This window comes from Sphingopyxis sp. (assembly GCF_050725655.1).
In the GTDB taxonomy this organism is placed as follows: domain Bacteria; phylum Pseudomonadota; class Alphaproteobacteria; order Sphingomonadales; family Sphingomonadaceae; genus Sphingopyxis.
Window position 1 is genome coordinate 1 of sequence record NZ_JBOHHT010000089.1, and the last position, 24,318, is coordinate 24,318.

Sequence of the window (24,318 nt, forward strand, 5' to 3'; positions counted from 1 at the left end):
TTCTTCTCCCCTCCCGCAGGCGGGAGGGGTCGGGGGTGGGCAGCGACGTTGCGATGGCCCACCCCGCTGCGGCTAGCCAGCAAGCTGGCAAGCCTCGCTGCCCCTCCCGCTTGCGGGAGGGGATACCCGCGCACCCACTCTTACGGCCGCTTCCCACCCCAAAGCGGACACGCGATCCGCACTACTGCCGTTCGGCCTGAACCACCGTGTCGGACGCGCGCAGCGCCGACAAGATGCGCATCACATGCTGGACGTCGCGCACCTCGACGACGACGTCATAGGTGTGAAAACCGCCCTCGCGGTTCGACAGGCGCAAATTGGTGATGTTCGCCGAATTGGCCGCAAGGATGCCCGACATTTCGGCGAGCGTGCCGGGTTCGTTGAGGATGACGATGCACAGCCGCGCGTTTCCGCCCTCGCTGTCTTCCTGCCACCTGAGGTCGATCCAGTCGGCGTCGATCCCGTCGGCGAGCTTCGGGCAATCGATGACATGCACCTCGATCCCCTCGCCCGGCCGCGACAGGCCGACGATACGGTCGCCGGGAACGGGATGGCAGCAATCGGCAAGCTGATAGGCGACACCGGGGGTCAGTCCGGCGATCGAAACCGCCGCGCCCTGCACGAGCTTGCCCGGCTTGGTCTTCATCTCGGCGGTGATGCCGGGGACGAGCGCCTCGAGCAGCGCATTGTCGGTGATCCGCTGCTTGGCGATCGCGACATAGAGCGTCGTGTCGTCGTCGAGCTTCAGCCGTTCGCGCGCCGCGATACGCGCCTTGTCGCCGACCTTGTTCGGCAGGCGAAGGGCAATCTCGTCGTACATCTTGCGGCCGAGTGCCGCGAGTTCGACCTTTTCCTTCGACCGGACATGGCGCCGGATCGCAGCGCGCGCCTTGCCGGTGACCGCAAAGCCCAGCCACGCGGGCTGCGGCGTCTGATTGTCGGACGAGAGGATCTCGACCGTGTCGCCATTGTTGAGCTGGGTGCGCAGCGGCACCAGCCGTCCGTTGACCTTGGCGCCGACGGTCCGGTCACCGAGCCCCGTGTGGACGGCATAGGCGAAATCGACCGGGGTTGCGCCCTTGGGCAGCTGGTGCAGGCTGCCCTTCGGCGTGAAAGCGAAGATGCGATCCTGATACATCGCGATGCGCGTGTTCTCGAGGAACTCCTCGGGATCGTGCGTCTGTTCGAGGATTTCGATCAGGTCGCGGATCCACCCCGCCTGGCCGTCGGGGGCGGCGCCGCCCTGTTTATACGCCCAATGCGCCGCAAAGCCGAATTCGGACTGCTGGTGCATGCCGAGGCTGCGGAGCTGGATTTCGATCCGCATATTCTGCTGATGCATGATCGTCGTGTGCAGCGATTTGTAGCCGTTGCGCTTGGGTGTGGAGATATAATCCTTGAACCGCCCGGGGACCATTTTCCATTTGCGGTGGAGCAACCCCAATGCGGCGTAGCAATCGGCGTCGGTCGGGGTGATGATGCGGAACGCGATGATGTCGGTCACCTGTTCGAAGCTGACGTGGCGTTCCTGCATCTTGCGCCAGATCGAATAAGGATGCTTCTCTCGCCCCGACACATCGGCCTCGATGCCGTTCTTGGCGAGCAGTTCCTTGAACTCGCGGCTGATCCCCGCGACCTTGTCCTTGCCGCCCGCGGTGAGCTTGGCGAGACGGCCGGTGATCGTCGCATAGGCTTCGGGCTCGAGTTCGCTGAACGCGAGCAGCTGCATCTCGCGCATATACTCGTACATGCCGATCCGCTCGGCGAGCGGGGCATAGATATCCATCGTCTCCTTGGCGATGCGGCGGCGTTTCTCGGGATTCTTGATGAAATGCAGCGTCCGCATATTGTGCAGCCGGTCGGCGAGCTTGACCAGCAGCACGCGGATATCGTCCGACATCGCGAGCAGGAATTTGCGCAGATTTTCGGCGGCGCGTTCGTTTTCGGTCTGCGCCTCGATCTTGCTGAGCTTGGTGACGCCGTCGACGAGACGGCCGACGTCGGGGCCGAACAGGCGTTCGATCTCTTCAGGGGTCGTCAGCGTATCTTCGAGCGTGTCGTGGAGCAGCGCGGTAACGATCGTCTCGGCGTCGAGATGGAGGTCGGTCAAAATGCCCGCAACCTCGACCGGATGGCTGAAATAAGGGTCGCCCGACGCGCGTTTCTGGCTGCCGTGCTTCTGGACGGTAAACACATAGGCGCGGTTGAGCAGCGCCTCGTCGACGTCGGGATCATAAGCGCGTACGCGCTCTACAAGTTCATATTGCCTCAGCATCGCGTCCAATGTCGTTCATGCAGGCAATATTGCAATGCGAAATTTGCTTGCGCGGAACCGCCCGAGATCAGCAACTTTGATAAAGCCGGTTGGAAGCATCGGTCGTCGTGCAGAAAAAGGCGTGGAAAGCCGCGGCGCCCCGCCCGTGAGGCGGGCGAAGCGCGGCGGCTTTCCAAGGCTTATGGCCAGATTATTTCGCGGCGTTGCAGCGCGTGAGCTCTTCGGCTTCGAGCGCCTTGCCGCTTGCGGTGAAACTCTTCACCGGGCCCGCTTTCTTGGCGAGCGCCGAGCACATGATCAGCGGACGGCTCGTCCCCTGGCCAGCGATACAGCTGGCATCCGTGCAAGCCCAGACGACGTCACGCGCAACGAAGCGTGCCTGGGTGGCCGGGCTGGCGAGTTCGGCGCGATAATAGGTGCCGCCGGCGGCGGTCGCGGCCGTCGATGCGAATGCGAGGCCGCCGATCAGCGCGGCGCCTGCCAGCGCGAAGGAATGGGTGCGGGGGGAAAGCTTGAATATGGGCATTGGGACCTCCTGTTTTTGCGCAACCGAAAGGTTGCGAAGCGCTACCTAGACTTTGAGTTGCGAAATGCAACGCAAGACCCTATAATTTTTTGGCGCATATGCCGATTTTACGTTAGGGCTTGGGTTATGGGAAAATTACGCGAACTGCTGAACGACATGGATGGGGGCAATTGCGCCCTGCCGCTGGCGCTGGAAGCGATGGGCGAGCGATGGTCGTTCATGATCCTTCGCGCGGCCTTCAACGGCGTCCATCATTTCGAGGAGTTCCAGCAGGAACTGAACATCGCGCGCAACATCCTGTCGAACCGGCTGTCGCGGCTGGTCGACCATGGCATCATGGCGCGCGAAGTGATGGCCGAGGACCGGCGCAAGGTTCAGTATCAGCTGACCGAAAAGGGCATCGAGCTGCTCCCCGCGATGATCGCGCTGCGCCAGTGGGGCGAAAAATGGGGCGCGGGCGTGCCGTCGACCCCGGTGCTGGTCGATGCGCGCGACGAACAGCCGATCGGCCCCGTCACGCTGACCGCGCACGACGGCCGGGTGATCGGCTACAAGGAATTGCTGTGGAAGCATCGCGCCGAACTGCAGCCGCTTGGCCAGGCGCGCGTGCGCAGTGACGGCGGACTGGCGCCGGTTGCGGCCGAATGATCGGCTGCGCCGGTTTCCGATATCGCCCGCGCGGCGACTGACCATCGCCATCGCAAAGACTCCCATGCCGCTTTTCCGACTGTCTTCGCCGGGCCCCTTTTTCGACAACAAGGTCCGGGCCTTCTGGAACCTGCAGATATTGGGCTGGGCCGCATGGCTCGGCCTGCGCGGGGTGTCGGGGCTTGCCAATGGCCAGGCTTTTACCTTCCTGATTCCCCAGACGATTTCGGCGATCACCGGCTTTTCGCTGACGCTCATCCTGTCGGCCTGTTACCGCGCGTTGATCAGCCGCCGTCCGCTCCTGATGTGGGGCGTCAGTTTCGGGCTTGCGGGGATCGCGACCGCGTTGTGGGCCTTTATCGACGCTTGGGTCGCGCAGATCCAGAATCCGGCGAGCGAGGCGGGCTTCACCAGCCTGTTGCTCGGCGCGATGTATATCGACGCGACGTCGCTCGCGGCCTGGTCGGCGCTCTATTTCGCGATCAATTATTTCCTCCAGCTCGAGGAACAGAATGATCGCGTCATCCGGCTCGAGGCGCAGGCGGCGTCGGCGCAGCTGGCGATGCTGCGTTACCAGCTCAATCCCCATTTCCTGTTCAACACGCTGAACAGCATTTCGACCCTCGTGCTCCTGAAACAGGCCGAGCCCGCCAACGCGATGCTGTCGCGCCTGTCGGCGTTCCTTCGCTACACGCTCGCGAACGAGCCGACCGCGCAGGTGACGCTGGCGCAGGAGATCGAGACGCTGAAACTTTACCTCGAAATCGAGAAAATGCGCTTCGAGGAACGGCTGCGCCCGCATTTCGCGATCGATCCGGCGGTGTCGCGGGCGCGATTGCCCTCGCTTTTGCTCCAGCCGCTCATCGAAAATGCGATCAAATATGCGGTGACGCCGCAGGAGGATGGCGCCGATATCACGCTGTCCGCACAGTTGGCCGGTCAAAATGTTCGGATTACCGTGTCCGACACCGGCGCGGGATTGTCAGCCGACCGCACCGACCCCACGACAGGCATTGCAACGGAATCGACTGGCGTGGGTTTAGCCAATATCAGGGACCGGTTGGCGCAGGCTTTTGGCGACCAGCACCGGTTCGATGTCCATCTGGGCACTGAGGGCGGCTTCACGGTGGTAATCGAGTTTCCGTTCCAGCCCGATGGGCAAATGACGATTGGAACCGAGAGAACATGACGATCAGAACCATCCTGGTGGATGATGAAAAATTGGCCACCCAAGGCCTGCAACTGCGGCTCGAACCGCATACGGACGTCGAAATCGTCGACACCGCGCAAAATGGCCGCGAAGCCATCAGAAAGATCAAGACCCACAAACCCGACCTGGTGTTCCTCGACATCCAGATGCCGGGTTTCGACGGCTTTTCGGTGATCCAGGGATTGATGGAGGTCGAACCGCCGCTGGTGGTGTTCGTTACCGCCTATTCGGATCACGCCATCCGCGCCTTCGAGGCGCAGGCGGTCGACTATCTGGTCAAACCGGTCGAACCCGAGCGGCTCGCCGATGCGCTCGACCGTGTCCGCCAGCGGCTCGCCGAAAAGCGCGGCGTCGCCGAGGTCGAAAGGCTGAAGACGGTGCTCGCCGAAGTCGCGCCCGAAGCGGTCGAGGATTATGACGCAGAGGTCGCCCCCGACACGCACGCCGCCGATCGCTATGAAAAGATGATCAACATCAAGGATCGCGGCCAGATCTTCCGCGTCGACGTCGACAGCATCGAACGCATCGACGCCGCGGGCGATTATATGTGCATCTATACCGCCGACAACAGCCTGATCCTGCGCGAGACGATGAAGGATCTCGAAAAGCGGCTCGACCCGCGCAACTTCCAGCGTGTGCATCGCTCGACGATCGTGAACTTGTCGCAGGTGAAGCAGGTAAAGCCGCACACCAATGGCGAATGCTTCCTCGTGCTCGGTTCGGGCGCGCAGGTGAAGGTCAGCCGCAGCTATCGCGACGTCGTCGCGCGGTTCGTGCATTGATTTGATGAAGGCGCCGGCATCGTCCGGCGCCTTTTTCGTTAGAGCTGGTGCCCGGTACGGTCGCGTTTCGTGGCCAGATATTGCTCGTTATATTTGTTCGTCGGCAGCGCGAGCGGCAGCCGCTCGACGACTTCGACGCCCTCCTTCTCGAGCCGCGCGACCTTCTCCGGATTGTTGGTCATCAGCCGGATGCGCGGGATATTGAGCAGTTCGAGCATCCGCCCGGCAATCGCAAAATCGCGCGCTTCGACCGGAAAGCCGAGCCGCAAATTGGCGTCGACCGTGTCATAGCCTTGATCCTGCAGCGCATAGGCGCGCAGCTTGTTGACGAGGCCGATGCCGCGACCTTCCTGCCTGAGGTAAAGCAGCACGCCCCACGGCGCGCCGGCCATCGCATGGAGCGCGGCATGGAGCTGCGGCCCGCAATCGCATTTGAGGCTGCCGAGCACGTCGCCCGTCAGGCATTCGCTGTGGAGGCGGACGACGGGCGGATTGCCGTCGCGCTTGCCGATGACGAGCGCGACATGGTCCGACGCCTCCTCAGGCGAGCGGAAGGCGATGATCTCGGCGCTTTCGCTGGCTGCGACGGGAAGCCGCGCGCGCGCGGCAATCTGGAGCCGCGTGGGGTCGAGTAACGCGGCGACATCGTCGACGGTGCACAGGGTTTCGGTGTCGCCGGCGGCTTCGCGCACGAAAAAGGCGGGGAGCAGCCCGGCATGGCGCGCCATCGTCATTGCAGCGGTCGCCGCCGCTTCGCCGCCGGTCGCGATAGTGCGGAAGGGACCCTTGAGCGGGTTGGCCAGATCGAGCGCCGGATCGGCGATCGCGAGGGCGGCCGTGACGGTATCGGCGGCGTTCGCCAGCCGGACTGGACCCGGCGTTGCGGCGACGCGCTGATTGGCCAGCTTGAGCGTGACCGCGCGTTCGCCCGAGAGCAGCGCGTCATGGCCTCCAAACTCGGCCAGCGCCTCATCGCGCGCGCTTTCGACCGCGAGCAGGTCGAGCACACCGTCCGCGCCCTCAATGCGAAATGGCCAACCGCGCCGCAGCGCGTCGATGGCGCGTGCCGCCCGCCGGGCGCCGATATGGCTCAAAAATCGAACTCGGTGATCAGCGGGATGTGGTCCGACGGCCGTTCCCAGCTGCGCGCGGGCTGGACGATGCGGTGCGAGACCGCCTTGGGCATCAGGTCGGGGGTCACCCACATATGGTCGAGCCGGCGGCCGCGGTTCGACGCTTCCCAATCCTTCGCGCGATAGCTCCACCAGGTGTAGAGCGGTGTCGGCGCCTCGATGAAGTGGCGCCCGAGGTCGACCCAGTTCGATGCCGCCTGCAGCCGCGCGAGCGTTTCGACCTCCAAGGGCGTGTGGCTGACGACGTCGAGCAGTGCCTTGTGGTTCCACACGTCGCTTTCGAGCGGCGCGACGTTGAAATCGCCGGTGAGCACCGTCGGCATGCCGGCCAGCGTCGCCGACCATTCGGTCATGCGGCCGAAGAAATCGAGCTTCTGCCCGAATTTCGGATTGAGTTCGCGATCGGGAATATCGCCGCCCGCGGGAATATAGACATTGTCGAGCCGTACGCCCGACGGCAGCGTCACGCCGACATGGCGCGCCTCGCCATTCGCCTGCCAGTCATATTTGCGCACGTCGGTCAGCGGCAGTTTGCTGACGATCGCGACGCCGTGGTGCATGCGCTGGCCGTGGGTGACGATATGCTCATAACCCAGCCGCTTGAACATGTCGGGCGGGAACAGCGTGCATTCGACTTTCGTCTCCTGCAGGCAGAGGACATCAGGCGCTTCTTCGCGAAGGAATTTTTCGACGATGCCGATGCGGGCGCGAACGCTGTTGATGTTCCACGAAGCGATGCTGGTGCGAGTCATGCGGTGGCTCTATCGGCGCGCGCCGGGGGGCGCAACGTCCCAAACACCGGATAAATTAAACCCCCGTTCCAGGGGCGGTGGAACGGGGGTTCAAGGTCAGCGTTCGTCACGCTCTTGAATGAAGGTGCCTGGCAGTCCGGGTGGGGCAACAGGGGGAAACCCAAATCCGGGGGCCGTGTTGGCGCCTTCGAGAGATGAAATAGCCGGTCTTCCCTGTCGCCAAGCTGAACAAAATACACGCTCTGGCGCCGTTCTTGCAGTTCGTCGATACGAGACGTCCGTTGGTCCGGAAAAATGGCGCCGAATCCGTCTCGCAGATTCGGCGCCATGATTTTGAAAGCGGCAGTCGGCTTGCGTCAACCCGCGCGGCCGCGCTGCTTCGGCCGCGGGTCGGTCCATTTGAACGCCGAATCGGCGATCGCGACGTTGAATTTCTGGTTGGTGAGGTCGATGCGCGTCCGGTTGTTCTGCGAATCGAGCGCGACCCAGCCGCGCAGCCGCAACCCGGCGGGTGCCGAGCCGTCGCGCACGAACACCATGGTGATCGTGCCATATTCGGGGCGCTTGGGATCCTTGACCTCGACGCTGAGGACGTCGTTGCTGCCCGTGGGCAGGACCTTGGCATATTTCGTCAGGTCGCGGTCGGGGTCGAGCAGCGCGCCGAGCGGTGAATTCTTCACCGGCCAGCGCTGCACCTGCTTCACCTCATAGTCGATCATCGTCAGAGAGCTGCCGTCGCCGACGATCAGCAGCGGTACGTCCTTCTGATACTGGAACCGGATCTTGCCCGGACGTTTCAGGGTCAACTTGCCGCTCAGCCGCTGGCCGTTGCGGTCGGTCTGCACGAAGTCGGCGGTCATCGAGCTGGTCGACTTGAGGTGCGACTGCACCGCGGCAAGCGTGTTCGACGACTGCGCGATGGCGGGCGCGCCGATTGCGAGGCCCACAGCCGCGACGGGCGCGAGCGTCCAAGCGGCGAGGCGGGTCATGTTCGTCTTGAAGATCATCGGACTCTCATCTCTGGATAGGGGACCGGTCCATCGCAGGCGGGCATTGAACCCGCGCTGAACCTCTCGTTAGACGCTGTTCAAGTCGTGAGGCCGACAAAGGTTCCTCACCGCTGCTGACCATATTGGTCGGTGAGCACGTCGCGGCGGCCGACATGGTTCGGGGGGCTGACCAGCCCTTCTTCTTCCATCCGTTCGATCAGGCGCGCCGCGCTGTTGTACCCGATGCGCAGTTGGCGCTGCAGCCAGCTCGTCGACGCCTTCTGGCTTTCGACGACGATCTGGCACGCCTTCGCATACATGCGGTCCTCGGCGCTGTCGCCGCCCGCGGGGGCGCCCTCCATCGCGAAACCGCCGTCCTCGGGATCCTCGGTGACGCTCTCGATATAGTCGGGACGGCCCTGCCCCTTCCAGTGATCGGCGACCGCGCGGACTTCGTCGTCGGACACGAAAGGCCCGTGGATGCGCGTGATCTGCTTGCCGCCGGGGACGTAGAGCATGTCGCCTTTGCCGAGGAGTTGTTCGGCCCCAGCTTCGCCAAGAATGGTGCGGCTGTCGATCTTCGACGTCACGTTGAAGCTGATGCGCGTCGGCAGGTTCGCCTTGATGACGCCGGTGATGACGTCGACCGAAGGGCGCTGCGTCGCGAGGATCAGGTGAATGCCCGCCGCGCGTGCTTTCTGGGCGAGCCGCTGGATCAGGAATTCGACTTCCTTGCCCGCGGTCATCATCAGGTCGGCGAGTTCGTCGACGACGATCACGATCTGCGGCAGCGGCGCGTAATCGAGCGCCTCTTCCTCATAGATCGGCTGGCCGGTTTCGGGGTCGTAGCCGGTCTGGACGCGCCGCCCGAGCGACTTGCCCTTGGCGAGCGCGCCGCGCACCTTGTCGTTGTAGCTCGCGAGGTTGCGCACCGACAGCGAGGACATCATCCGGTAGCGATCCTCCATCTGCTCGACCGCCCATTTGAGCGCGCGGATCGCCTTCTTGGGCTCGGTCACGACGGGGGCAAGCAGGTGCGGAATGTCGTCATAGACGCTGAGTTCCAGCATCTTGGGATCGATCATGATCATCTTCACCTGGTCGGGACCGAGGCGATAGAGAAGCGAGAGGATCATCGCATTGAGACCGACCGACTTACCCGAACCCGTCGTGCCCGCGATCAGCAGGTGCGGCATGGGCGCAAGGTCGGCGATCATCGGGTCGCCGCTGATATTCTTGCCGAGGATGATCGGCAGCGCGCCGGTCTGATCCTGGAACAATGCGCTGCCGATGATTTCATGCAGCACCACCGACTCGCGGTTCGCGTTGGGCAGTTCGATGCCGATCACGGTGCGGCCCGGGATCGGCGCAATGCGCGCCGACAGCGCCGACATGTTGCGCGCAATATCGTCGGCGAGGTTCGATACGCGGCTCGCCTTGGTGCCCGGCGCGGGTTCGAGTTCGTACATGGTGACGACGGGGCCGGGGCGCACTGCGGTGACGACGCCCTTGACCTGGAAATCCTCCAGCACCGATTCGAGCAGGCGCGCGTTGCGTTCGAGCCCCGCCTTGTCGATCTGTCCGGTCGGCCCCGGCGGGGGCGGTGCGAGCAGGTCGATCGACGGCAGCTGGTAATTGGTGAACAGTTCGGTCTGCGGCTTCGCTTTGGGTTTCGACGGCGCGGTACGCTCGGCGGGATCGGCGATTTCGGGCGGGGCGCGGTCGCTCGGTTCGGCGACCGCGCGCGGCCGCACGACGCGGTCCATCAGATTTGGCGCGGTGGTGTCGTCGCTCGCGACCCGGGCGGGTTCGATGACACGGCTGCCTTCTGCGGCGGGCAGCCTGAAGCGCGAGGCCCAGCCCTTTTCGAGCCGCAGCGCGCGCCACGCGAGCCACAGGCCAAGCCCGACGAGCAGCAATATGGTCGCAAAGCGGATCAGCGCCGCTGCGGGTTCGCCCGCCTGCGCGAACAGCGGTGCGACCGCGCCGCCGATCAGCAGCGCGATGATCCCGCCCCAGCCGGCTGGCATCGGTGCGTTGGTCGCCGGTGACCAGAGTTCGGCCCCCAGCCCGACGAGCAGAATGCCGATGAAGCTGTAAGCAAGCTGGCGTGGCCAATAGGGCTGCGCCTCGCCCGTCCACAGCCGCCACGCGATGATGCCAAGCAGCGGCAACAGCAGGACGATCGGCGCGCCGCCGATCGACAGGCCAAGGTCGGCGAACCAGGCCCCCGCGCTGCCCATCCAGTTGGCGGCGGTGCCGTGGGCGGCGGTGTTGAGCGCCGCATCGGTGCTGTCATAGGTGACGAGCGCGAGGGTCAGGAAGAGCGTGAACAGGCCGAGCAGCGCCGCCGCGGCGATCACCAGCGATCGCGCGATGCTTTGGCGGAAAACCGTGCGCCAATCGGCCTTTGCGGGTGCGGCCTTGCGGCTAGCCATGCTCTTGTCCGGTCCCTGTCAGTTAACCACGGCGATATGCGCATGGGGCGGACTCGTCGTCAAGCACGGCCCCGCGCTCGCCCACAGCCTTTCCAACCGCCCTGCCGCACGCTAGGGCGAAGCGATGAGCGAAACGCTGCGCAGCGATGTCCTGATTTCGGGTGGCGGCCTTGTCGGCCAAGCACTCGCCCTTGCCCTCGCCCATCATGGTCTGTCGGTCCAGATCGTCGATCCCGCCGACCCGGTAACAACGATCGCGCCGGGCTTCGACGGTCGCGCATCGGCGATTGCCAGCGCGACCTGGCAGATGTTCGAAGTGTTGGGGCTCGCCGATCGCCTAGCCGGACACGGCTGCGCGATCCGTGCGATCAAGGTCGGCGACGGCGCCCCCGACAGCGACCGCGGCGGCGAGCTCGATTTCGTCACCGCCCTGGGTGATCCGCCGCTCGGCACGATGGTCGAAAATCGCCAGCTCCGCCTCGCGCTGGCCGCTGCGCTTTCCGAGGCGCCGCTGGTGCGATTGCACATGCCGGCTGCGGTCGTTTCGCGCGACATCGACGCGCATGGCGTCACGCTGACGCTGACCGATGGCACCAAGCTTGCGGCGCCGCTGCTGATCGTCGCCGAAGGTCGCCGCTCGCCGACCCGCGACGCCGCGGGGTTCAGCATCGCGAACTGGTCGTACCATCATCATGCGATGATCGGCGCGGTCGCGCATGAAAAGCCGCACGGCAATATCGCGCACGAAATCTTCTATCCATCGGGTCCGTTTGCGCTGTTGCCGCTCGTCGATGATCCAGAGGGGCGGCACCGCTCGGCGTTCGTCTGGACCGTTGCCGAAAAGGACGGCCCGGGCTTTGCCAAGCTCGGCGAGCGCGGCTTTGTCGCCGAACTGCAAAAACGCGCGGGCGGCACGCTCGGCGCGATGGAGCTCGTCGCGCCGCGCATGACCTATCCGCTCGGCTTTCATCACAGCGCATCGATCGTCGCCGACCGCATCGCGCTGGTCGGCGATGCCGCGCACGGCATCCACCCGATCGCGGGGCAGGGGCTCAACCTTGGCCTGCGCGATGTCGCGGCGCTGACCGAAGTGCTCGTCGAAGGCGCGCGGCTCGGGCTCGACCTCGGCGATGCGGCGCTCCTCGCGCGCTACCAGCGCTGGCGCGGGCTCGACAATATGATGGTCAGCCTCGCGACCGACGGGTTGACGCGGCTGTTCGGCATCCCGGGCCGCACCGCCGCCGCGGTGCGGCGCACCGGGCTGGGCGCGGTGCAGCGGCTGCCGATGCTCAAGCGTTTCTTCATGGACGAGGCGCGCGGCGAGGCGGGCGACCTGCCGCGCCTGCTCGCGGGCGCCGAAATCTAGGTATTACTACCTACGGCGCCGGCAGCACGGAGCTAAGCATGACACCCTATCCCTACCAATGCGGCAACTATGCCGTGACACGATGGGGGACAGGGCCATGTCGGCAAAAAGCGATGCGCTCGAAGCTGCGGTGACGGACTATATTCAGGCGCGAACCGCGCTCGACGCGGTGCCGGGCCCGCGAGCTCGGGCTTTGGCCGACCGCAGCTTTACCCGGCTCGCCGCGCTCGCCGCGTCGCGTATCCGCTATTTCACGCGCAGCTATGGGCTGACCGATGTTGCCGAGGATGCCGCGCAAGTGTGCGCGATCGCGCTGCATCGCGCAGCCGAACGCTATGATCCGGCGCGCGCGCGCTTCACCACCTATGTGAACTGGCAATTCCGCGCCGAACTGCAGGCGCTGCGGCATCGGCTTCACGGCGACCAGCGTTGCGCCGGGCGGCGGTATGTCACCGCGACGCTATCGCTCGACGCGTTGCAGGAAGAGGGCGCCGACGCGTGGCTGACCGATCCGGCTGCCGAAGATGACACCGAGAAGGGCGCGGCCGACAATCTTGCCGCGCTTTTTGCCGACCGGTTGGTCGAGGAGTGGGCGAGCCGCCGCCGCACAAGGCTGTGCGCATCGCGCGGCGATGAAAGCCGGCTGGAAACCCGGCTCGCCGCCGAAAAGAAGCTCGTTCGGCACCATCTGATGGTGAGCGACGCGGCGGACCGTCTGCGCGAAAGCGACCGGCATGTCGTACGCCGGGCGCTCGCCGACATCGTCCATCATGCGCCGGTCCGCAAGCTCCACTAATGCGCTATTGCAGCGTGGCGCGGCCGTCGTCGCCGTCTAAGCGGCCGAAAAACTGCATCAGCTGGACGACCAGTTCGGCGCGCGCGTCGATCGGCGTCGCTTCGAGCAGCGCCTGCTTCGCGGCGGCATCGAACGGCGCGACCTGCGCGATGCCGTTGACGAGCGTGGCGTCGTCGAGCTGGCCGACTGAATCCCAATCGACGACATAGCCTTGCCGCGCCGCGAAGCGCTTGGCCTCGCGTTCGAGGCTGGCGCGCTCGATGCTTGCCAGCACCACTTCATCTTCGGCTTCGAGTTCGATCTCGGCTTCGACCTGCCGGAACGGCGTCGTGACGTCGAGTTCGCGGCGAACGCGAAAGCGCGCGACGCCTTCGAGAATTAGGTTGAAGCGGCCCTCGTCGAGCGCCTCGACGTCGACGATACGCCCGACGCAGCCGACGTCATAGAGCGCGGGCGGTTCGCGGTCCTCTTCGCCGGGAAGCTGGCGCGGCTGGATCATCCCGATCTGCCGGTCGCGCGCCAGCACTTCCTGCACCATCGCCGAATAGCGCGGCTCGAAGATATGCAGCGGCAGGTGCAGGCCGGGGAACAGCACCGCGCCGGTGAGCGGAAAGATCGCGATCCGCTGGATGGTCAGAGGCGCGGTTTCGCCCATCAGCCGAACAGGATCAGCGACAGGCGGCGGCGCTGCGCCGCGACCCATGCGTCTTCGAGGCCGACGGCTTCGAACAGCGACAGCAATTTGGCGCGCGCGGCGTCCTCATTCCATTCGCGATCGGCGGCGACGATGTGGAGGAGATTGTCGGCGGCGGCGTCACGCTGGCCCGCGCCGATCTGGGCGCTCGCCAGGTCGTAACGGGCTTGGTGGTCATCGGGATTCGCAGCCACAGCGGCTTCGAACGCGGCGAGTTCGCCCGCATCGGGGGCATCGGCGGCGAGCGCGAGCGCGCTTTTCGCCTGCGCGATCGTGGGATCTTCGGCGATCTCGGCAGGGATCATGTCGAGCGCGGCCTGTGCGCCTTCGATATCGCCCGCGAGGACAAGCGCGCGAATCCGTCCGCCATGCGCCGCTGCGTTGTCGGGCGCCATTTCGAGGATCTGTGCAAAGATGCTGGCGGCGCGCGCGCCGTCGCCTTCGGCGAGGACAGCATCGCCCATCTCGATCAGCGGCGCGATCTCGACCGCGCGGGCGGTCGCTTCGCTCTCGATCGGAAGCTGCGCGAGTAGCTGGTCGAGAATCGCCTTCAACTGGCTTTCGGTGCGCGCGTTGGTCAGGTTGGCGACCGGCTGGCCCTGGAAGATCGCGTAGACGGTCGGGATCGACTGGACCTGGAACTGGGCGGCGATGAAGCGATTCGCATCGACATCGACCTTGACCAGCATGACGCCCTTGTCGGCATAATCCGCGGCGACCTTTTCGAGCACCGGGCCGAGCTGTTTGCACGGGCCGCACCATTCGGCCCAGAAATCGAGGATGACGAGGCTGGTCATCGAAGGTTCGACGACGTCGCTGCGGAAGGCTTCGACGGCTTCCTTTTCGGTGGGGTTCAGACCGAGCGTGGCCACGCAAACATGCTCCTGTTTTGATTTGCCGTCGCTTCTGCGCCGGCGGAAAGACTCTTTCCCCGCTTATGTGGGATTTGCGGGCGATATGCCAACCCTTCGGAGAAAATGCACAATCAGGGGTTGCCGAGTCAAAAAGCCGGTGCTAATCGCCCGCCTCACCCGCTGGAACCGACCGGTTTCCAGCCGCCAGAGCGGGCGTAGCTCAGGGGTAGAGCACAACCTTGCCAAGGTTGGGGTCGAGGGTTCGAATCCCTTCGCCCGCTCCAGTTTTTACCGTAAAATCAGATGGTTATACGGCAGTCGCCGCGAGCGACGCTGGTGAGTGGGCAAGGCTTTTTTGCCATTCTCTCCAAATACTCACCAAACAAATCTATAATGACAAGTCGGTTTTCTGCCGTTCCGCGATCAGGGACACGCGCTTGGCCGCGGCACGTCCGGACGATGATGACGCGGGTCGTCGCTCTTTGAGGGTGAAGAAGAGATTATCGCGAGAACTTCGCGCTTGCCGACTCCGCGCCATCTCATTTTCATATTAAGGAATGCCGGCAATCCAATTGTCATGGCGCAAAAATCCTCGCCGCAAGGGCAATTGATATTACTCTATTGTCGATCGTACCGGACTGGCCTAGAAGGGTGGCATAAATTCTGGGATGTGGATTCGTTATGAAACCCTATGATTTGTCGAACCCCCAAGAGCGCGTGATCGGGAAGGTTCTCGCTTGGCAAGCCCAAGTCCAGGGGGATGCGTCCTGGCTGGTAGAAGATGGTCGTGAACTAAGCTTCGGCGAGGCGGACGACCTCGTCAATCGCTATGCAAACAGCCTTGCCGAACTGGGTGTGGGGCCTGGGCGTGTCGCCGCCATGATCATGGAGCCTTCTATCGAAGTGGTCCTGATTTCATTTGCTGTCGCGAGGATCGGCGGCATCTTCATGACGGTCTCGACCGATTTCAGCGGCAGATTTCTCGACGACGCCATCGCGGCGTGCGAGGCTCATGTCCTAATCGTCGATGCCGCGTTCGCTCCGCGTCTCGACAAACTCGACGAACTTCGCGGCGTCCAGAGCCTCGTAGTGAGCGGCGAGTGGGCCGGCGGCAAGTTTCCAGCGCTTCCGCTCTCCGGCTTTTGTCAGGCGGCAGCCGACGCGCCCGCGCATGAAGCGAAGTGGCTCGATCCCGTTCAAGTGTGGTGGTCATCGGGTACGACCGGGAAGCCGAAAGGCGTCATGCACTCGCACAGTTCGGTCCTGATGCAGGTGCTCAGTCACGATCGGGGCATCCAGGCGGGCGACACGCTTTACAGCTGCACGCCGGTCTATCTTGGGAGCAGCTGGACGGGTTCCATCTATCCGTCCCTGGTCATGGGCGTTCGCGCTGCGATCGATCCCAAATTCTCGGTCAGCCGCTTCTGGGACCGGATCAAGTCTTTCAATGCGACCCATGCGTTCACGCTCGGGGCGATGCACATGCATCTCTGGAATTCACCGGAGAAGCCGGACGATGCGGACAACACGCTTCGGCGGTTCGCCGCCATGCCGATGGCTCCCGAAATCATCCGGCAGTTCAAGCCGCGCTTCGGTATCGAGGATATGCGGCAGGGCTATGGTACTAGCGAGACCTTCCGGGTTTTCGACGAAACCGAGGAATCCGGCGATCGCTCCGGTGCCGTGCTGGGCTACCCCGTTCCACATCTCGAAATTGCCCTGCTCGACGACGAAGACCGGCCGGTCGACGAGGGGCAAGCGGGCGAAATCTGCGTTCGCCCGCGGGCCCCAGGTTATATTTTCCTCGGGTATTTCAACGACCCGGCCCGTACCGCCGAGACGTGGCGGTCGCTGTGGCACCATACCGGCGATATGGCGATGAAGGGCGTGGACGGACTCTACCGCTTCGCGGACCGCAAGAAGGACTACATCCGCTACAAGGGGCGGAACATGTCGATGTTCGAGGTCGAGGACGTCGTCATCCGGCATCCGCTCGTCAAGGATGTGGCGGCATTCGGCATCGAGTCGAGCGAGCTTGAATCGGAATCGGAGCTCATGGTCACGGTCGTCGCAGAACCCGGTGCGGATCTGTCGGCACCCGACATCGCGCGGTTCATCAATGACGAGGCACCCTATTATTTCGTGCCGCGATTTATCGATTTCGCGGTGAAGCTGCCGCGCAACGATCATGGCCGCCTCGTGAAACAGGATCTGCGCGATGCAGGCGTGACGAGTACGACATGGGATCGCGAAACAAGCGACTTCGTCATCAGCCGCGACTGAGAGCGCGGCTGGCGACGATCAGGTTCAGGCTGGCGGTGTCCGCCCGGGAGAGAGACAAGATGGAGCCTAAGGATAAGGTAGCCGCATTCCTGCGCGGCACGAAGCAGCTGATCATCGACGGAAAGAAGCAACCCGCTCAGTCGGGCGAGACTTTCGACGTGATTAATCCGGCGACCGAGGACGTCATCGCGACGGTTTCGAAAGGGGGCGCCGCAGATATTGACGCGGCGGTCCGCGCCGCCCGGCGCAGCTTCGAGACGAAAAGCTGGCGGTCCATGCCTGCCCCCCAGCGCGGCGCGGTCATGCGTCGGCTTGCCGATCTCATCGAACAGAATGTCGAGGAGCTCGCGCTCCTGGAGTCGATGAACAACGGTATGCCCATCACAATGGCGCGCGGCAGCGTCATGAGCTGCGCCAATACCGTGCGCTGGTCGGCCAGCTCGATACAGCGCATTTACGGCAAGGCGGTGGCGGAGTCCCTTTCGGCGCCCGGCGAGTTTCTCGCTTACACGCGCCGCGAGCCAGTGGGGGTAGTCGGGGTCATCACGCCGTGGAATGGGCCGCTCAGCACGATGCTCAACAAAGTGAGCCCGGCGCTGGCGGCGGGCTGCAGCGTCGTCCACAAACCCTCCGAGATCACGCCCCTGTCGGCGCTACGCGTAGCCGAATTGGCACTCGAGGCGGGCTTGCCCGAAGGTGTTCTGAACGTTGTCCCCGGGTTTGGCACGGACGCTGGGCAAGCGATCGCAGACCATGGCGACATCAACAAGATCACTTTCACAGGCTCGACCGGCGTCGGCAAGAATCTCGTCCGGGCATCGGCCGGCAACCTGAAGCGCGTTACGCTCGAACTCGGTGGAAAGTCACCGTGCATGGTCTTCGACGACGCCGATATGGATGTCGCGATTCCGGCCGCAGCGATGGCGATCACCATGAATTGCGGCCAGGTGTGCTTTGCGGGGTCGCGCCTGTTCGTCCAGCGCAAATCCTTTGATCGCGTTCTTGCCGGCATCTCCGACTATATGCAGCGGCTCAAGCCGGGGAACCCTCAGGACGCCACGACGACCCTTGGTCCAGTGGTGTCGGCGGCCCAGAAGAAGCGGGTTACCGACTATATCGAGATCGGCAAGGCCGAAGGGGCCGAACTCATAAACGGCGGTCAGGCCATGCCCGACCGCGGCTATTTCGTGTCGCCGACGATCTTTGCCTACACCGACCGCAATCTTCGGGTCGTGAAGGAAGAAATCTTCGGCCCGGTGCTCGTGGCAACCCCGTTCGATGATATCGACGACCTGGTCCCGCTCGCGAACGACAGCCAATTCGGGCTGGGGGGCGGTATCTTCACGACCAACGTCAACACCGCCCATCGGCTCGCATCGCGCGTTGCCACCGGCAATCTCTGGGTCAATTGCTATTCCATCCTCGACGTGACGATGCCCTTCGGCGGATATAAGGAATCGGGTTGGGGCCGTGAGCATGGCGAAGAGGGGCTCGACTCGTTCCTGGAATCGAAGAGCGTCTATCTGAAGCTCGGCTGATCGCAGGCCCGGCGCGCTAGTCGACCTGGAGAAAGATCCGGATATCGGGCGGCGCCGCCGTCGCCTGCAGCGCTGCGACTTCCTCGTGCAACCTCCGCTCGGCCGCACTGGAGCGCTGACGCAGGTGCAGATAGTCGCGCCAATCGCGGCAGATGAATCGTTGCACCCAATGCGTGTCGTCCTCAAGATCGCGGCGCAACGTCCACTCGCGCGCGCCATTTCGCAGCCGCGTCGCGCGAACCTCCTTCATCAGCGCGAGGAAGGCTTCGTCGGCCACGGGATCGATTCCATAGTGAAGTTCGATGACGATCGGGCCGACATCGAGCGGCAGCCGGTCAACCTCCATCAGTGCACCGGGGAGCGGTTCCGGCTCGCCCCGGGGCGTCGCCTCCGGGGTGCGGATCGGGTAGACAAGTCCAACGAGAATCGTAGCGGCGAATGCCAGTGCGACGAGTTCGAGCGCTCCAACTAGCCCGGTGCGGGTAGTGATCTCGCCCCACATCAGGCTGCCGATGGCCATGCCACCGGCAAAGACGGACTGAAAGGCCGACAAGGTGCGCGCGGACACCCAACGTGGCGAGTTCGTCTGGAAAAAGACGTTCAGCAGAGCGCCCTGACCCGCTATTCCGACACCCGCGAGCAGGAAGCCTGCGCAACTCGGCGCAAGCGACGTGCTGAACGCGACCAGCGCACTGCCGGCGGCACCCGCCAGACTCAATATTCTTGCGCCTCCTTCGGTACCGAAGCGATTGCGAAGGCGGCCTTGGCCAAGCGCACCCACGACCGATCCGGCACCGAGCGATGCCAGGAGGAGCCCAAATGTTTCCGATCCGCCGCCGACGACGTCGCGCGCGATCAGCGGTGCAAGGGCCGTCAGCGCACAACCGATCAGTCCGGCGAGCAGCGCCCGCAGCGTGGCGGCCCGCAGCGGCGCGCTATGCGATATATAACGCAGCCCGGCCGTGAGCGCCTGGCCAAGCCGTTCGCGCGGAAGCGTCGCACGATGGAGCTTCGGCCGCCACAGGAGGAACGCGAGGAGGATGGGGATGAAGCTGACGGTATTGAACAGGAAGCCGCCGAGCGGGCCCGCGACGGAAACAAGCAGGCCGCCAGCACCCGGACCGGCACTTCGCGCGAGATTGTAGCTCACGCTGTTGAGCATGATCGCCTGTGGCAGCTGGGCCGGAGTAACCTGTTCGGCAACCGCGGTCTGCCAGGCGGGAGAAAATATGGCATTCCCCGTCCCGACGAGAAAACAGCAGAACAGCAGCGGCCATGCCGAAAGACCGCTTCCGACAGTCAGGGCGACGAGCACGAGCGAGGCGAGAAGTCCGAGCGCGAGGGCGACGATCGCGACGCGCCTGCGGTCGTAGAGATCGGCGAAGGTGCCCGCTGCGATGCCGAACAGAAAGATCGGAGCGACGATGGCAGACTGGACGAGGGCGACGAGCGTGGGCCCTTCGCCAAGCCCTACCATGGCCCACGCTGCTCCGACCATGAGCATGAAGGTCCCGAAATTCGCGACGATGCTCGCGGCCCATAGGTTGCGATAACCCGGGTTCGCCAGGGCACTCGGCGGATCTGCCATGTCGCTCATCGGTCGCTCCTCCTACGGGGATATCGAGCGGGTCGCGTCGCTGCGCGCGCAACTGGAGCGCGCCGTCCGCTGCGATCGCATGCCGTCTCCCTAAATGACACTCTGCAAAGAGTTAACGCTTTCGTCTAGGGAAAACGCATTCCTTGGATATATCTTTGCTCTTGGTGACGATTTAGTTTATTCTATAGGAAGAAAATTCGCCGTCAGCGGCGCGTCAAAAAGTGGATCGAACGTCATGTATCAAGACATCGAAACGGAAACCCGCGGTTGCGCCCGATGGATTTTCATTGCCCGACCTGAGCATAGCAATGCGGCGCGGATCGATACCGTTCGCGAGCTCTGTGCGGCGCTCGACGAAGCCGCGTCGGACGAAGCGATTCGCGTGATCGTTCTGAGCCATCGCGGCAAGCATTTCCTTGCCGGCGCGGACTTCTCCATGCTCGAAGATCTCGCAAAGATGACGACCGTGCAGGTCCGCAACGAAATTTACGAGCATTTCCAGGGCGCGGCGCGCCGTCTTCACCTCTGCGCCAAGCCGACGATTGCTGCGGTGCGCGGCGCCGCAATCACGGTTGGATGCGAGCTGGCGATTGCCTGCGATTTCCGCCTGGTGACAAGCAGTGCTATGTTTCATGAAAGCTGGGCGCGGATGAACCTCATTGCGCCGCTCGGTGGTCTCAAAGTTCTCCCGGCGCTGATCGGATTTGGGCGCGCAAAGGAAATGATGCTGCTCGGCCGCGAGGTCCGCGGCGAGGAGGCGGTCGAAATCGGCCTGGCGACGCGACTTCTCGAAGCCGATGGATTCGAGGACAGCGTCCAGGCGTTTGCGCTGCAACTTGGCGAAAAGCCGCCCCTCTCCTATGCCGCTGCCAAGGAAGGCCTTCGCCGCGGTATGGAATCGAGTTTCGATGACGGCTGGGCCCTTAACCTCCTCGCCCAGAACATGCTCATTGGATCGGACGATTATCGCGAAGGTGTTGCCGCGGCGGTCGAACGCCGTCCGCCGTCCTTCTCGGGCCGCTGAGACGAGCGCCCCCGCGATGGAGCCTGAGCCGATCGATTTCGAGACGGAGCGGGGCCTTGTCCTCATGGGCGATGCACTCGGCCCTGAACATGGGCCGCTCATTCTTCTCCTGCATGGCGGCGGACAGACGCGCCAATCCTGGGCTGAAACGCAGGTTCAGCTTGCCGCAAGGGGGTTTAGAGCTCTCGCTCTTGATCAGCGCGGGCATGGAGAAGCCAGCTGGTCGAAATCGGGCGCCTATGGTCTTGAATCCTATGCCGCGGACATTGCCGCAGTCGCACGGCTGATCGGTACCCCGCCCGTGGCGCTCGTTGGTGCATCGCTCGGAGGCATGGCCTCGATGCTCGCACTGGGGGAAAAGATGCTGCCGGGAACCCCGGCGCTCGTGCTGGTTGATGTGGTCCACCGTCCCGAAGCAGAAGGCGCGAGCCATATCCGGACTTTCATGTCCTCTGCATCAGATGGCTTCGACAATCTGGAAGCGGCCGCCGACGCCGTCGCCGCCTATCTGCCGCACCGCGAGCGCCCGCGGCGCCTCGACGGCTTGCGGCGCAACCTCCGCGAGCGCGAGGGGCGCTGGTACTGGCACTGGGACCCCGCCTTCATGAGATATCGCGACGCCGATACCGGTACTCGCTTCGACCTCGAGCGCGTGGCCGCAGCGGCGGCGCGCCTCGAGGGGCCGGTGATGCTCGTCCGCGGCGAACGGAGCGAGATCGTCAGCGAGGATCTCGCTCGCGAATTTCAGGCGCTGGTGCCGCACGCCGACCTTGCAGTTGTACCGGGCGCGTCGCACATGGTGTCAGGCGACAGTAATGATGCATTCGTCGCCGCGATCATGAAATTTCTCCGAAAAGCTTAGCGCTGCGGGGACTAGACCTCGATCAGGACAGCCCCGGCCTGCCCGCCGCCTGCACACATCGCCGCGACGCCAAGGCCGCCCCCGCGGCGCTCGAGATCGCGGATGAGCGTCGCGATCATCCGGCCGCCAGATGCCGCGACTGGATGGCCGATCGAACAGCCCGAGCCGGAAATATTGACCCGGTCCTCATCGAGAGAAAATTGCCGGCAGGCCGCGAGGGGGACCACGGCGAATGCTTCGTTGATCTCCCAGAGGGAGATGTCCGCGGCACTGCGGCCGGCTTTGGCCAGCAGTTTTTCGATGACGTCGATGGCTGCCATCCCCGTACGGGCAGGGTCGCTGCCGAGCGACGTCCAGCCAATGAGGCGGGCCCGGGTGCCGAGACCTTCGCTCCGCGCGACATCGTCGCGGGTGATGACGAGGGCGGAGGCCGCGTCGTTGACGCCGCTCGCATTGCCGGCGGTGATCGGGAAATCGGCGATTTCTGGATGAATCGGTTTGAGCGTGGCAAGCTTTTCGAGGCTCGAGTCGCGCCGCGGATGCTCGTCGGTCGCAAACTCGAAGAAGCTACCGTCCTCCTTGCGCGCGCTGACCGGTACGATCTCGTCATGAAAATGTCCCGCTTCGATCGCTGCGGCGGCGCGATGATGGCTGCGTACCGCCCAAGCATCCATTTCGGCCCGCGTGATTCCGGTCAGCTTCGCGGTATTCCATCCTACCGTGATCGACATGTCGCGATTGGGCGCATCGGGGCGGTCGGGATGGGTTGGAGGTCCCCAAGGAGAATGGGTCTCGCCAGTCGCCGGGTCGCGCCAGCTGAGGGTCGGCGCGGTCGACGTCGATTGCACGCCGCCCGCGATGATCAGATCTTCCATCCCGGAGAGGACTTGCGCTGCGGCAAGCCCTGCCGCGGTCAGGCTGCCGGCGCAGTGCCGGTTGATCGCCATCCCGCCAGCCCGGGGAAGCCCGCACTCAACCACGGCGTGCCGCGCGACGGCGCCGCCGCCCCACATCGACTCGGCGAAGATCACGTCATCGACCGCGTCCTTGTCGATACCGGCGCGATCGATTGCGCCCGCAAGGATGGTGCGCGCGAGTTCGTTGGCAGTGGTGTGCGCGAGGCTGCCCTTGCGCGCAGTGGCAACCGGGGTGCGCACGGCGGTGACGATGACGGCCTGGCTCATAAACATTCCTTCTCGGTGTCGGCGCGGGTCAATTCTTGCGGAGGTCGCCATATTTGGCGATTGCGGCCTCAAGCAATGGCGGGACATGGTCGGTGGGATAACGGCCTGGCGAGGGCGCCGCGGTACGAAGGATTTGCCGGCCGAGCGTGGCCTGGTGAATCTCGGTCGGCCCGTCGACAATCGCCATGCGGAACGCGCTCGAGATCATCTGCCCAAATCGCATCTCGTTCGAAGCGCCCAGCGACCCATGGATATGCGCACAGCCCCAGATGATTTCCTTGGCGGTTTCGGCGGTCGCCACCTTGCACGCGGCGGTCTGTATATAGGCCTCGCGCGCCCGCGCCGCGCCTTGGTCATAAAGCCAGGCGGTGTGCAGGACGAGCAGCCGGAACTGCTGGAGCTTCGACCAATAACCTCCGATCTGGTCCTGGACGACGCCAAGATCAGCAATCTTGCCGTCCTTCGCCTTGCGGCTGACCGCACGCTCGCACGCCATCTCCAGCGCCTTCTGGCACAAACCGACGGTGCGCATTGCATGATGGATGCGGCCGCCGCCGAGGCGCGATTGGGCCACCTTGAAGCCTTGACCGGGCTCGCCGAGAATCGCGGACGCCGGAATGCGGACATCGGTGTAGCTGACGAACGCGTGCGACGATTCCTCCGGGCTTTCTCCCCAGGTTCCCACGTTGCGCTCGATCTTGACCCCCGGTGTCCCGGCCGGAATCAGGAACATCGTCATCTTCTCGTGCCGTTCGGCATCAGGGTGCGTCACGACCGGTACGATCAGGAAGGCGGCATAGCGAGCGTTCGAGGCGAACCATTTCTCGCCGTTGATGACCCAGTGGTTTCCATCCTGCACGGCGCGGGTGACGAACGTGCTCGGATCGGAGCCTCCGTCGGGCTCGGTCATCGAATAGCAGCTGATGATATCGCCATCGAGGAGCGGCTTGAGGTAGCTTTGCTTTTGTTCCTCGGTGCCGAAGCGGGCGAGGATCTCGCTGTTGCCGCTGTCGGGCGCCTGCGCGCCGAAGATGCGCGGCGCCCAGTTCGAACGCCCCAATATTTCATTGATATAGCAGAGCTTCGCCTGCCCGAACCCCTGACCGCCGAGTTCTGGATCGAGATGCGGCGCCCAGAGCCCCTGCTCGCGAACCTGCTGCTGGAGCTGCTTGACGACCATCGTCGCCTTCTCGTTCGTGATATCGTAGCTCGTATTCGGATTATAATCGAACATCGCGTCGAGGGGTTCGACGGACTCGCGAACGAACGTCCGGATCCATTCGAGTTTTGCTTCGAATTCCGGTTCCAGGCTGAAGTCGATCATCGGGGCATCCTGTTTATGGTTGTTTCGTGAATTGAGTTATATG

At 64.1% G+C, this 24,318-nt stretch carries 20 protein-coding genes and 1 tRNA gene; 10 read left to right on the forward strand and 11 right to left on the reverse strand.

Annotation, left to right across the window (positions count from 1 at the left end; translation table 11 throughout):
* Positions 1 to 181 precede the first annotated feature (181 nt).
* Both ACREBX_RS12725 and ACREBX_RS12730 read right to left on the reverse strand, forming a co-directional pair.
* A complete protein-coding gene (locus tag ACREBX_RS12725) occupies positions 182 to 2,275 on the reverse strand; it encodes a RelA/SpoT family protein (protein WP_431562111.1) in 2,094 nt (697 codons plus the stop codon).
* Between the two features lie 190 nt (positions 2,276 to 2,465).
* Positions 2,466 to 2,801 carry a CC_3452 family protein gene (locus ACREBX_RS12730; RefSeq protein WP_431562112.1) on the reverse strand — a complete coding sequence of 112 codons (336 nt, stop codon included), beginning with the start codon at positions 2,799 to 2,801 and terminating at the stop codon, positions 2,466 to 2,468.
* Positions 2,802 to 2,927: 126 nt separating this feature from the next.
* Between ACREBX_RS12730 and ACREBX_RS12735 the strand changes: the two genes are divergently transcribed.
* The 3 genes from ACREBX_RS12735 (at position 2,928) to ACREBX_RS12745 (ending at position 5,441) form a co-directional block, all read left to right on the forward strand.
* On the forward strand, positions 2,928 to 3,449 hold the full coding sequence (locus ACREBX_RS12735; protein ID WP_037517228.1) for a winged helix-turn-helix transcriptional regulator: 522 nt from the start codon (positions 2,928 to 2,930) through the stop codon (positions 3,447 to 3,449).
* A 64-nt stretch (positions 3,450 to 3,513) separates the two neighbouring features.
* The gene (locus ACREBX_RS12740; RefSeq protein WP_431562113.1) at positions 3,514 to 4,638 is read left to right on the forward strand and encodes a sensor histidine kinase; all 1,125 of its coding nucleotides are present in this window, start codon (positions 3,514 to 3,516) and stop codon (positions 4,636 to 4,638) included.
* Positions 4,635 to 5,441 (forward strand): LytR/AlgR family response regulator transcription factor, encoded by an 807-nt coding sequence (locus ACREBX_RS12745; protein WP_037517222.1) that lies wholly within the window; start codon positions 4,635 to 4,637, stop codon positions 5,439 to 5,441. The genes ACREBX_RS12740 and ACREBX_RS12745 overlap by 4 nt, the downstream gene beginning before the upstream one ends.
* A 38-nt stretch (positions 5,442 to 5,479) precedes the next feature.
* Here ACREBX_RS12745 and ribA read toward each other — a convergent pair whose 3' ends face one another.
* The 4 genes from ribA to ACREBX_RS12765 form a co-directional block, all read right to left on the reverse strand.
* Positions 5,480 to 6,526 (reverse strand): GTP cyclohydrolase II, encoded by a 1,047-nt coding sequence (gene ribA / locus ACREBX_RS12750; RefSeq protein ID WP_431562276.1) that lies wholly within the window; start codon positions 6,524 to 6,526, stop codon positions 5,480 to 5,482.
* Between the two features lie 5 nt (positions 6,527 to 6,531).
* Complete coding sequence (locus tag ACREBX_RS12755; protein ID WP_431562114.1) at positions 6,532 to 7,326, reverse strand: exodeoxyribonuclease III; 795 nt, start codon at positions 7,324 to 7,326, stop codon at positions 6,532 to 6,534.
* Between the two features lie 356 nt (positions 7,327 to 7,682).
* A complete protein-coding gene (locus ACREBX_RS12760; protein WP_431562115.1) occupies positions 7,683 to 8,333 on the reverse strand; it encodes a LolA family protein in 651 nt (216 codons plus the stop codon).
* Between the two features lie 107 nt (positions 8,334 to 8,440).
* Entirely contained in the window at positions 8,441 to 10,753 is a 2,313-nt protein-coding gene (locus tag ACREBX_RS12765; protein ID WP_431562116.1) for a DNA translocase FtsK 4TM domain-containing protein, read from the reverse strand.
* Positions 10,754 to 10,877: 124 nt separating this feature from the next.
* Here ACREBX_RS12765 and ACREBX_RS12770 point away from each other — a divergent pair, with 124 nt between their 5' ends.
* Together ACREBX_RS12770 and ACREBX_RS12775 are read left to right on the forward strand one after the other, a co-directional pair.
* Positions 10,878 to 12,119, forward strand: a complete 1,242-nt coding sequence (locus ACREBX_RS12770; protein ID WP_431562117.1) for an FAD-dependent monooxygenase — start codon at positions 10,878 to 10,880, stop codon at positions 12,117 to 12,119.
* Positions 12,120 to 12,216: 97 nt separating this feature from the next.
* Positions 12,217 to 12,915: a sigma factor gene (locus ACREBX_RS12775; protein WP_431562118.1), complete on the forward strand. Its 699-nt coding sequence runs from the start codon at positions 12,217 to 12,219 to the stop codon at positions 12,913 to 12,915.
* Positions 12,916 to 12,919: 4 nt separating this feature from the next.
* Here the strand turns inward: ACREBX_RS12775 and ACREBX_RS12780 are convergent, their stop codons facing one another.
* Together ACREBX_RS12780 and ACREBX_RS12785 are read right to left on the reverse strand one after the other, a co-directional pair.
* Positions 12,920 to 13,570, reverse strand: a complete 651-nt coding sequence (locus ACREBX_RS12780; protein ID WP_431562119.1) for an LON peptidase substrate-binding domain-containing protein — start codon at positions 13,568 to 13,570, stop codon at positions 12,920 to 12,922.
* Entirely contained in the window at positions 13,570 to 14,481 is a 912-nt protein-coding gene (locus ACREBX_RS12785) for a tetratricopeptide repeat protein (RefSeq protein WP_431562120.1), read from the reverse strand. Before ACREBX_RS12785 ends, ACREBX_RS12780 begins: the two co-directional genes overlap by 1 nt.
* Positions 14,482 to 14,672: 191 nt before the next feature.
* On the opposite strand from ACREBX_RS12785, the gene ACREBX_RS12790 reads away from it, so the two are divergent.
* From ACREBX_RS12790 to ACREBX_RS12800, 3 genes are all read left to right on the forward strand, one after another.
* Positions 14,673 to 14,747, forward strand: a tRNA-Gly gene (locus ACREBX_RS12790).
* 397 nt (positions 14,748 to 15,144) lie between these two features.
* Positions 15,145 to 16,746: a class I adenylate-forming enzyme family protein gene (locus ACREBX_RS12795; protein WP_431562121.1), complete on the forward strand. Its 1,602-nt coding sequence runs from the start codon at positions 15,145 to 15,147 to the stop codon at positions 16,744 to 16,746.
* Positions 16,704 to 18,284 (forward strand): aldehyde dehydrogenase family protein, encoded by a 1,581-nt coding sequence (locus ACREBX_RS12800; protein ID WP_431562122.1) that lies wholly within the window; start codon positions 16,704 to 16,706, stop codon positions 18,282 to 18,284. Before ACREBX_RS12795 ends, ACREBX_RS12800 begins: the two co-directional genes overlap by 43 nt.
* 16 nt (positions 18,285 to 18,300) lie before the next feature.
* Here ACREBX_RS12800 and ACREBX_RS12805 read toward each other — a convergent pair whose 3' ends face one another.
* Positions 18,301 to 19,881, reverse strand: coding sequence for an MFS transporter (locus tag ACREBX_RS12805; protein WP_431562123.1), 1,581 nt, complete (start codon positions 19,879 to 19,881; stop codon positions 18,301 to 18,303).
* Positions 19,882 to 19,975: 94 nt separating this feature from the next.
* Here ACREBX_RS12805 and ACREBX_RS12810 point away from each other — a divergent pair, with 94 nt between their 5' ends.
* Together ACREBX_RS12810 and ACREBX_RS12815 are read left to right on the forward strand one after the other, a co-directional pair.
* The gene (locus ACREBX_RS12810; protein WP_431562124.1) at positions 19,976 to 20,905 is read left to right on the forward strand and encodes an enoyl-CoA hydratase/isomerase family protein; all 930 of its coding nucleotides are present in this window, start codon (positions 19,976 to 19,978) and stop codon (positions 20,903 to 20,905) included.
* 16 nt (positions 20,906 to 20,921) lie between these two features.
* On the forward strand, positions 20,922 to 21,767 hold the full coding sequence (locus tag ACREBX_RS12815) for an alpha/beta fold hydrolase (protein ID WP_431562125.1): 846 nt from the start codon (positions 20,922 to 20,924) through the stop codon (positions 21,765 to 21,767).
* An 11-nt stretch (positions 21,768 to 21,778) separates the two neighbouring features.
* On the opposite strand, the gene ACREBX_RS12820 is transcribed toward ACREBX_RS12815, so the two are convergent.
* Together ACREBX_RS12820 and ACREBX_RS12825 are read right to left on the reverse strand one after the other, a co-directional pair.
* A complete protein-coding gene (locus ACREBX_RS12820; RefSeq protein ID WP_431562126.1) occupies positions 21,779 to 22,951 on the reverse strand; it encodes a thiolase family protein in 1,173 nt (390 codons plus the stop codon).
* A 28-nt stretch (positions 22,952 to 22,979) separates the two neighbouring features.
* On the reverse strand, positions 22,980 to 24,275 hold the full coding sequence (locus ACREBX_RS12825; RefSeq protein ID WP_431562127.1) for an acyl-CoA dehydrogenase family protein: 1,296 nt from the start codon (positions 24,273 to 24,275) through the stop codon (positions 22,980 to 22,982).
* Between the last annotated feature and the right edge of the window lie 43 nt (positions 24,276 to 24,318).

Coding starts and splice junctions, on each gene's coding strand:
- ACREBX_RS12725 (WP_431562111.1), bottom strand. CDS start 2,275: ATGCTGAGGCAATATGAACTTGTAGAGCGCGTACGCGCTTATGATCCC.
- ACREBX_RS12730 (WP_431562112.1), bottom strand. CDS start 2,801: ATGCCCATATTCAAGCTTTCCCCCCGCACCCATTCCTTCGCGCTGGCA.
- ACREBX_RS12735 (WP_037517228.1), top strand. CDS start 2,928: ATGGGAAAATTACGCGAACTGCTGAACGACATGGATGGGGGCAATTGC.
- ACREBX_RS12740 (WP_431562113.1), top strand. CDS start 3,514: ATGCCGCTTTTCCGACTGTCTTCGCCGGGCCCCTTTTTCGACAACAAG.
- ACREBX_RS12745 (WP_037517222.1), top strand. CDS start 4,635: ATGACGATCAGAACCATCCTGGTGGATGATGAAAAATTGGCCACCCAA.
- ACREBX_RS12755 (WP_431562114.1), bottom strand. CDS start 7,326: ATGACTCGCACCAGCATCGCTTCGTGGAACATCAACAGCGTTCGCGCC.
- ACREBX_RS12760 (WP_431562115.1), bottom strand. CDS start 8,333: ATGATCTTCAAGACGAACATGACCCGCCTCGCCGCTTGGACGCTCGCG.
- ACREBX_RS12765 (WP_431562116.1), bottom strand. CDS start 10,753: ATGGCTAGCCGCAAGGCCGCACCCGCAAAGGCCGATTGGCGCACGGTT.
- ACREBX_RS12770 (WP_431562117.1), top strand. CDS start 10,878: ATGAGCGAAACGCTGCGCAGCGATGTCCTGATTTCGGGTGGCGGCCTT.
- ACREBX_RS12775 (WP_431562118.1), top strand. CDS start 12,217: ATGTCGGCAAAAAGCGATGCGCTCGAAGCTGCGGTGACGGACTATATT.
- ACREBX_RS12780 (WP_431562119.1), bottom strand. CDS start 13,570: ATGGGCGAAACCGCGCCTCTGACCATCCAGCGGATCGCGATCTTTCCG.
- ACREBX_RS12795 (WP_431562121.1), top strand. CDS start 15,145: ATGAAACCCTATGATTTGTCGAACCCCCAAGAGCGCGTGATCGGGAAG.
- ACREBX_RS12800 (WP_431562122.1), top strand. CDS start 16,704: ATGGGATCGCGAAACAAGCGACTTCGTCATCAGCCGCGACTGAGAGCG.
- ACREBX_RS12805 (WP_431562123.1), bottom strand. CDS start 19,881: ATGAGCGACATGGCAGATCCGCCGAGTGCCCTGGCGAACCCGGGTTAT.
- ACREBX_RS12810 (WP_431562124.1), top strand. CDS start 19,976: ATGACACTCTGCAAAGAGTTAACGCTTTCGTCTAGGGAAAACGCATTC.
- ACREBX_RS12815 (WP_431562125.1), top strand. CDS start 20,922: ATGGAGCCTGAGCCGATCGATTTCGAGACGGAGCGGGGCCTTGTCCTC.
- ACREBX_RS12820 (WP_431562126.1), bottom strand. CDS start 22,951: ATGAGCCAGGCCGTCATCGTCACCGCCGTGCGCACCCCGGTTGCCACT.
- ACREBX_RS12825 (WP_431562127.1), bottom strand. CDS start 24,275: ATGATCGACTTCAGCCTGGAACCGGAATTCGAAGCAAAACTCGAATGG.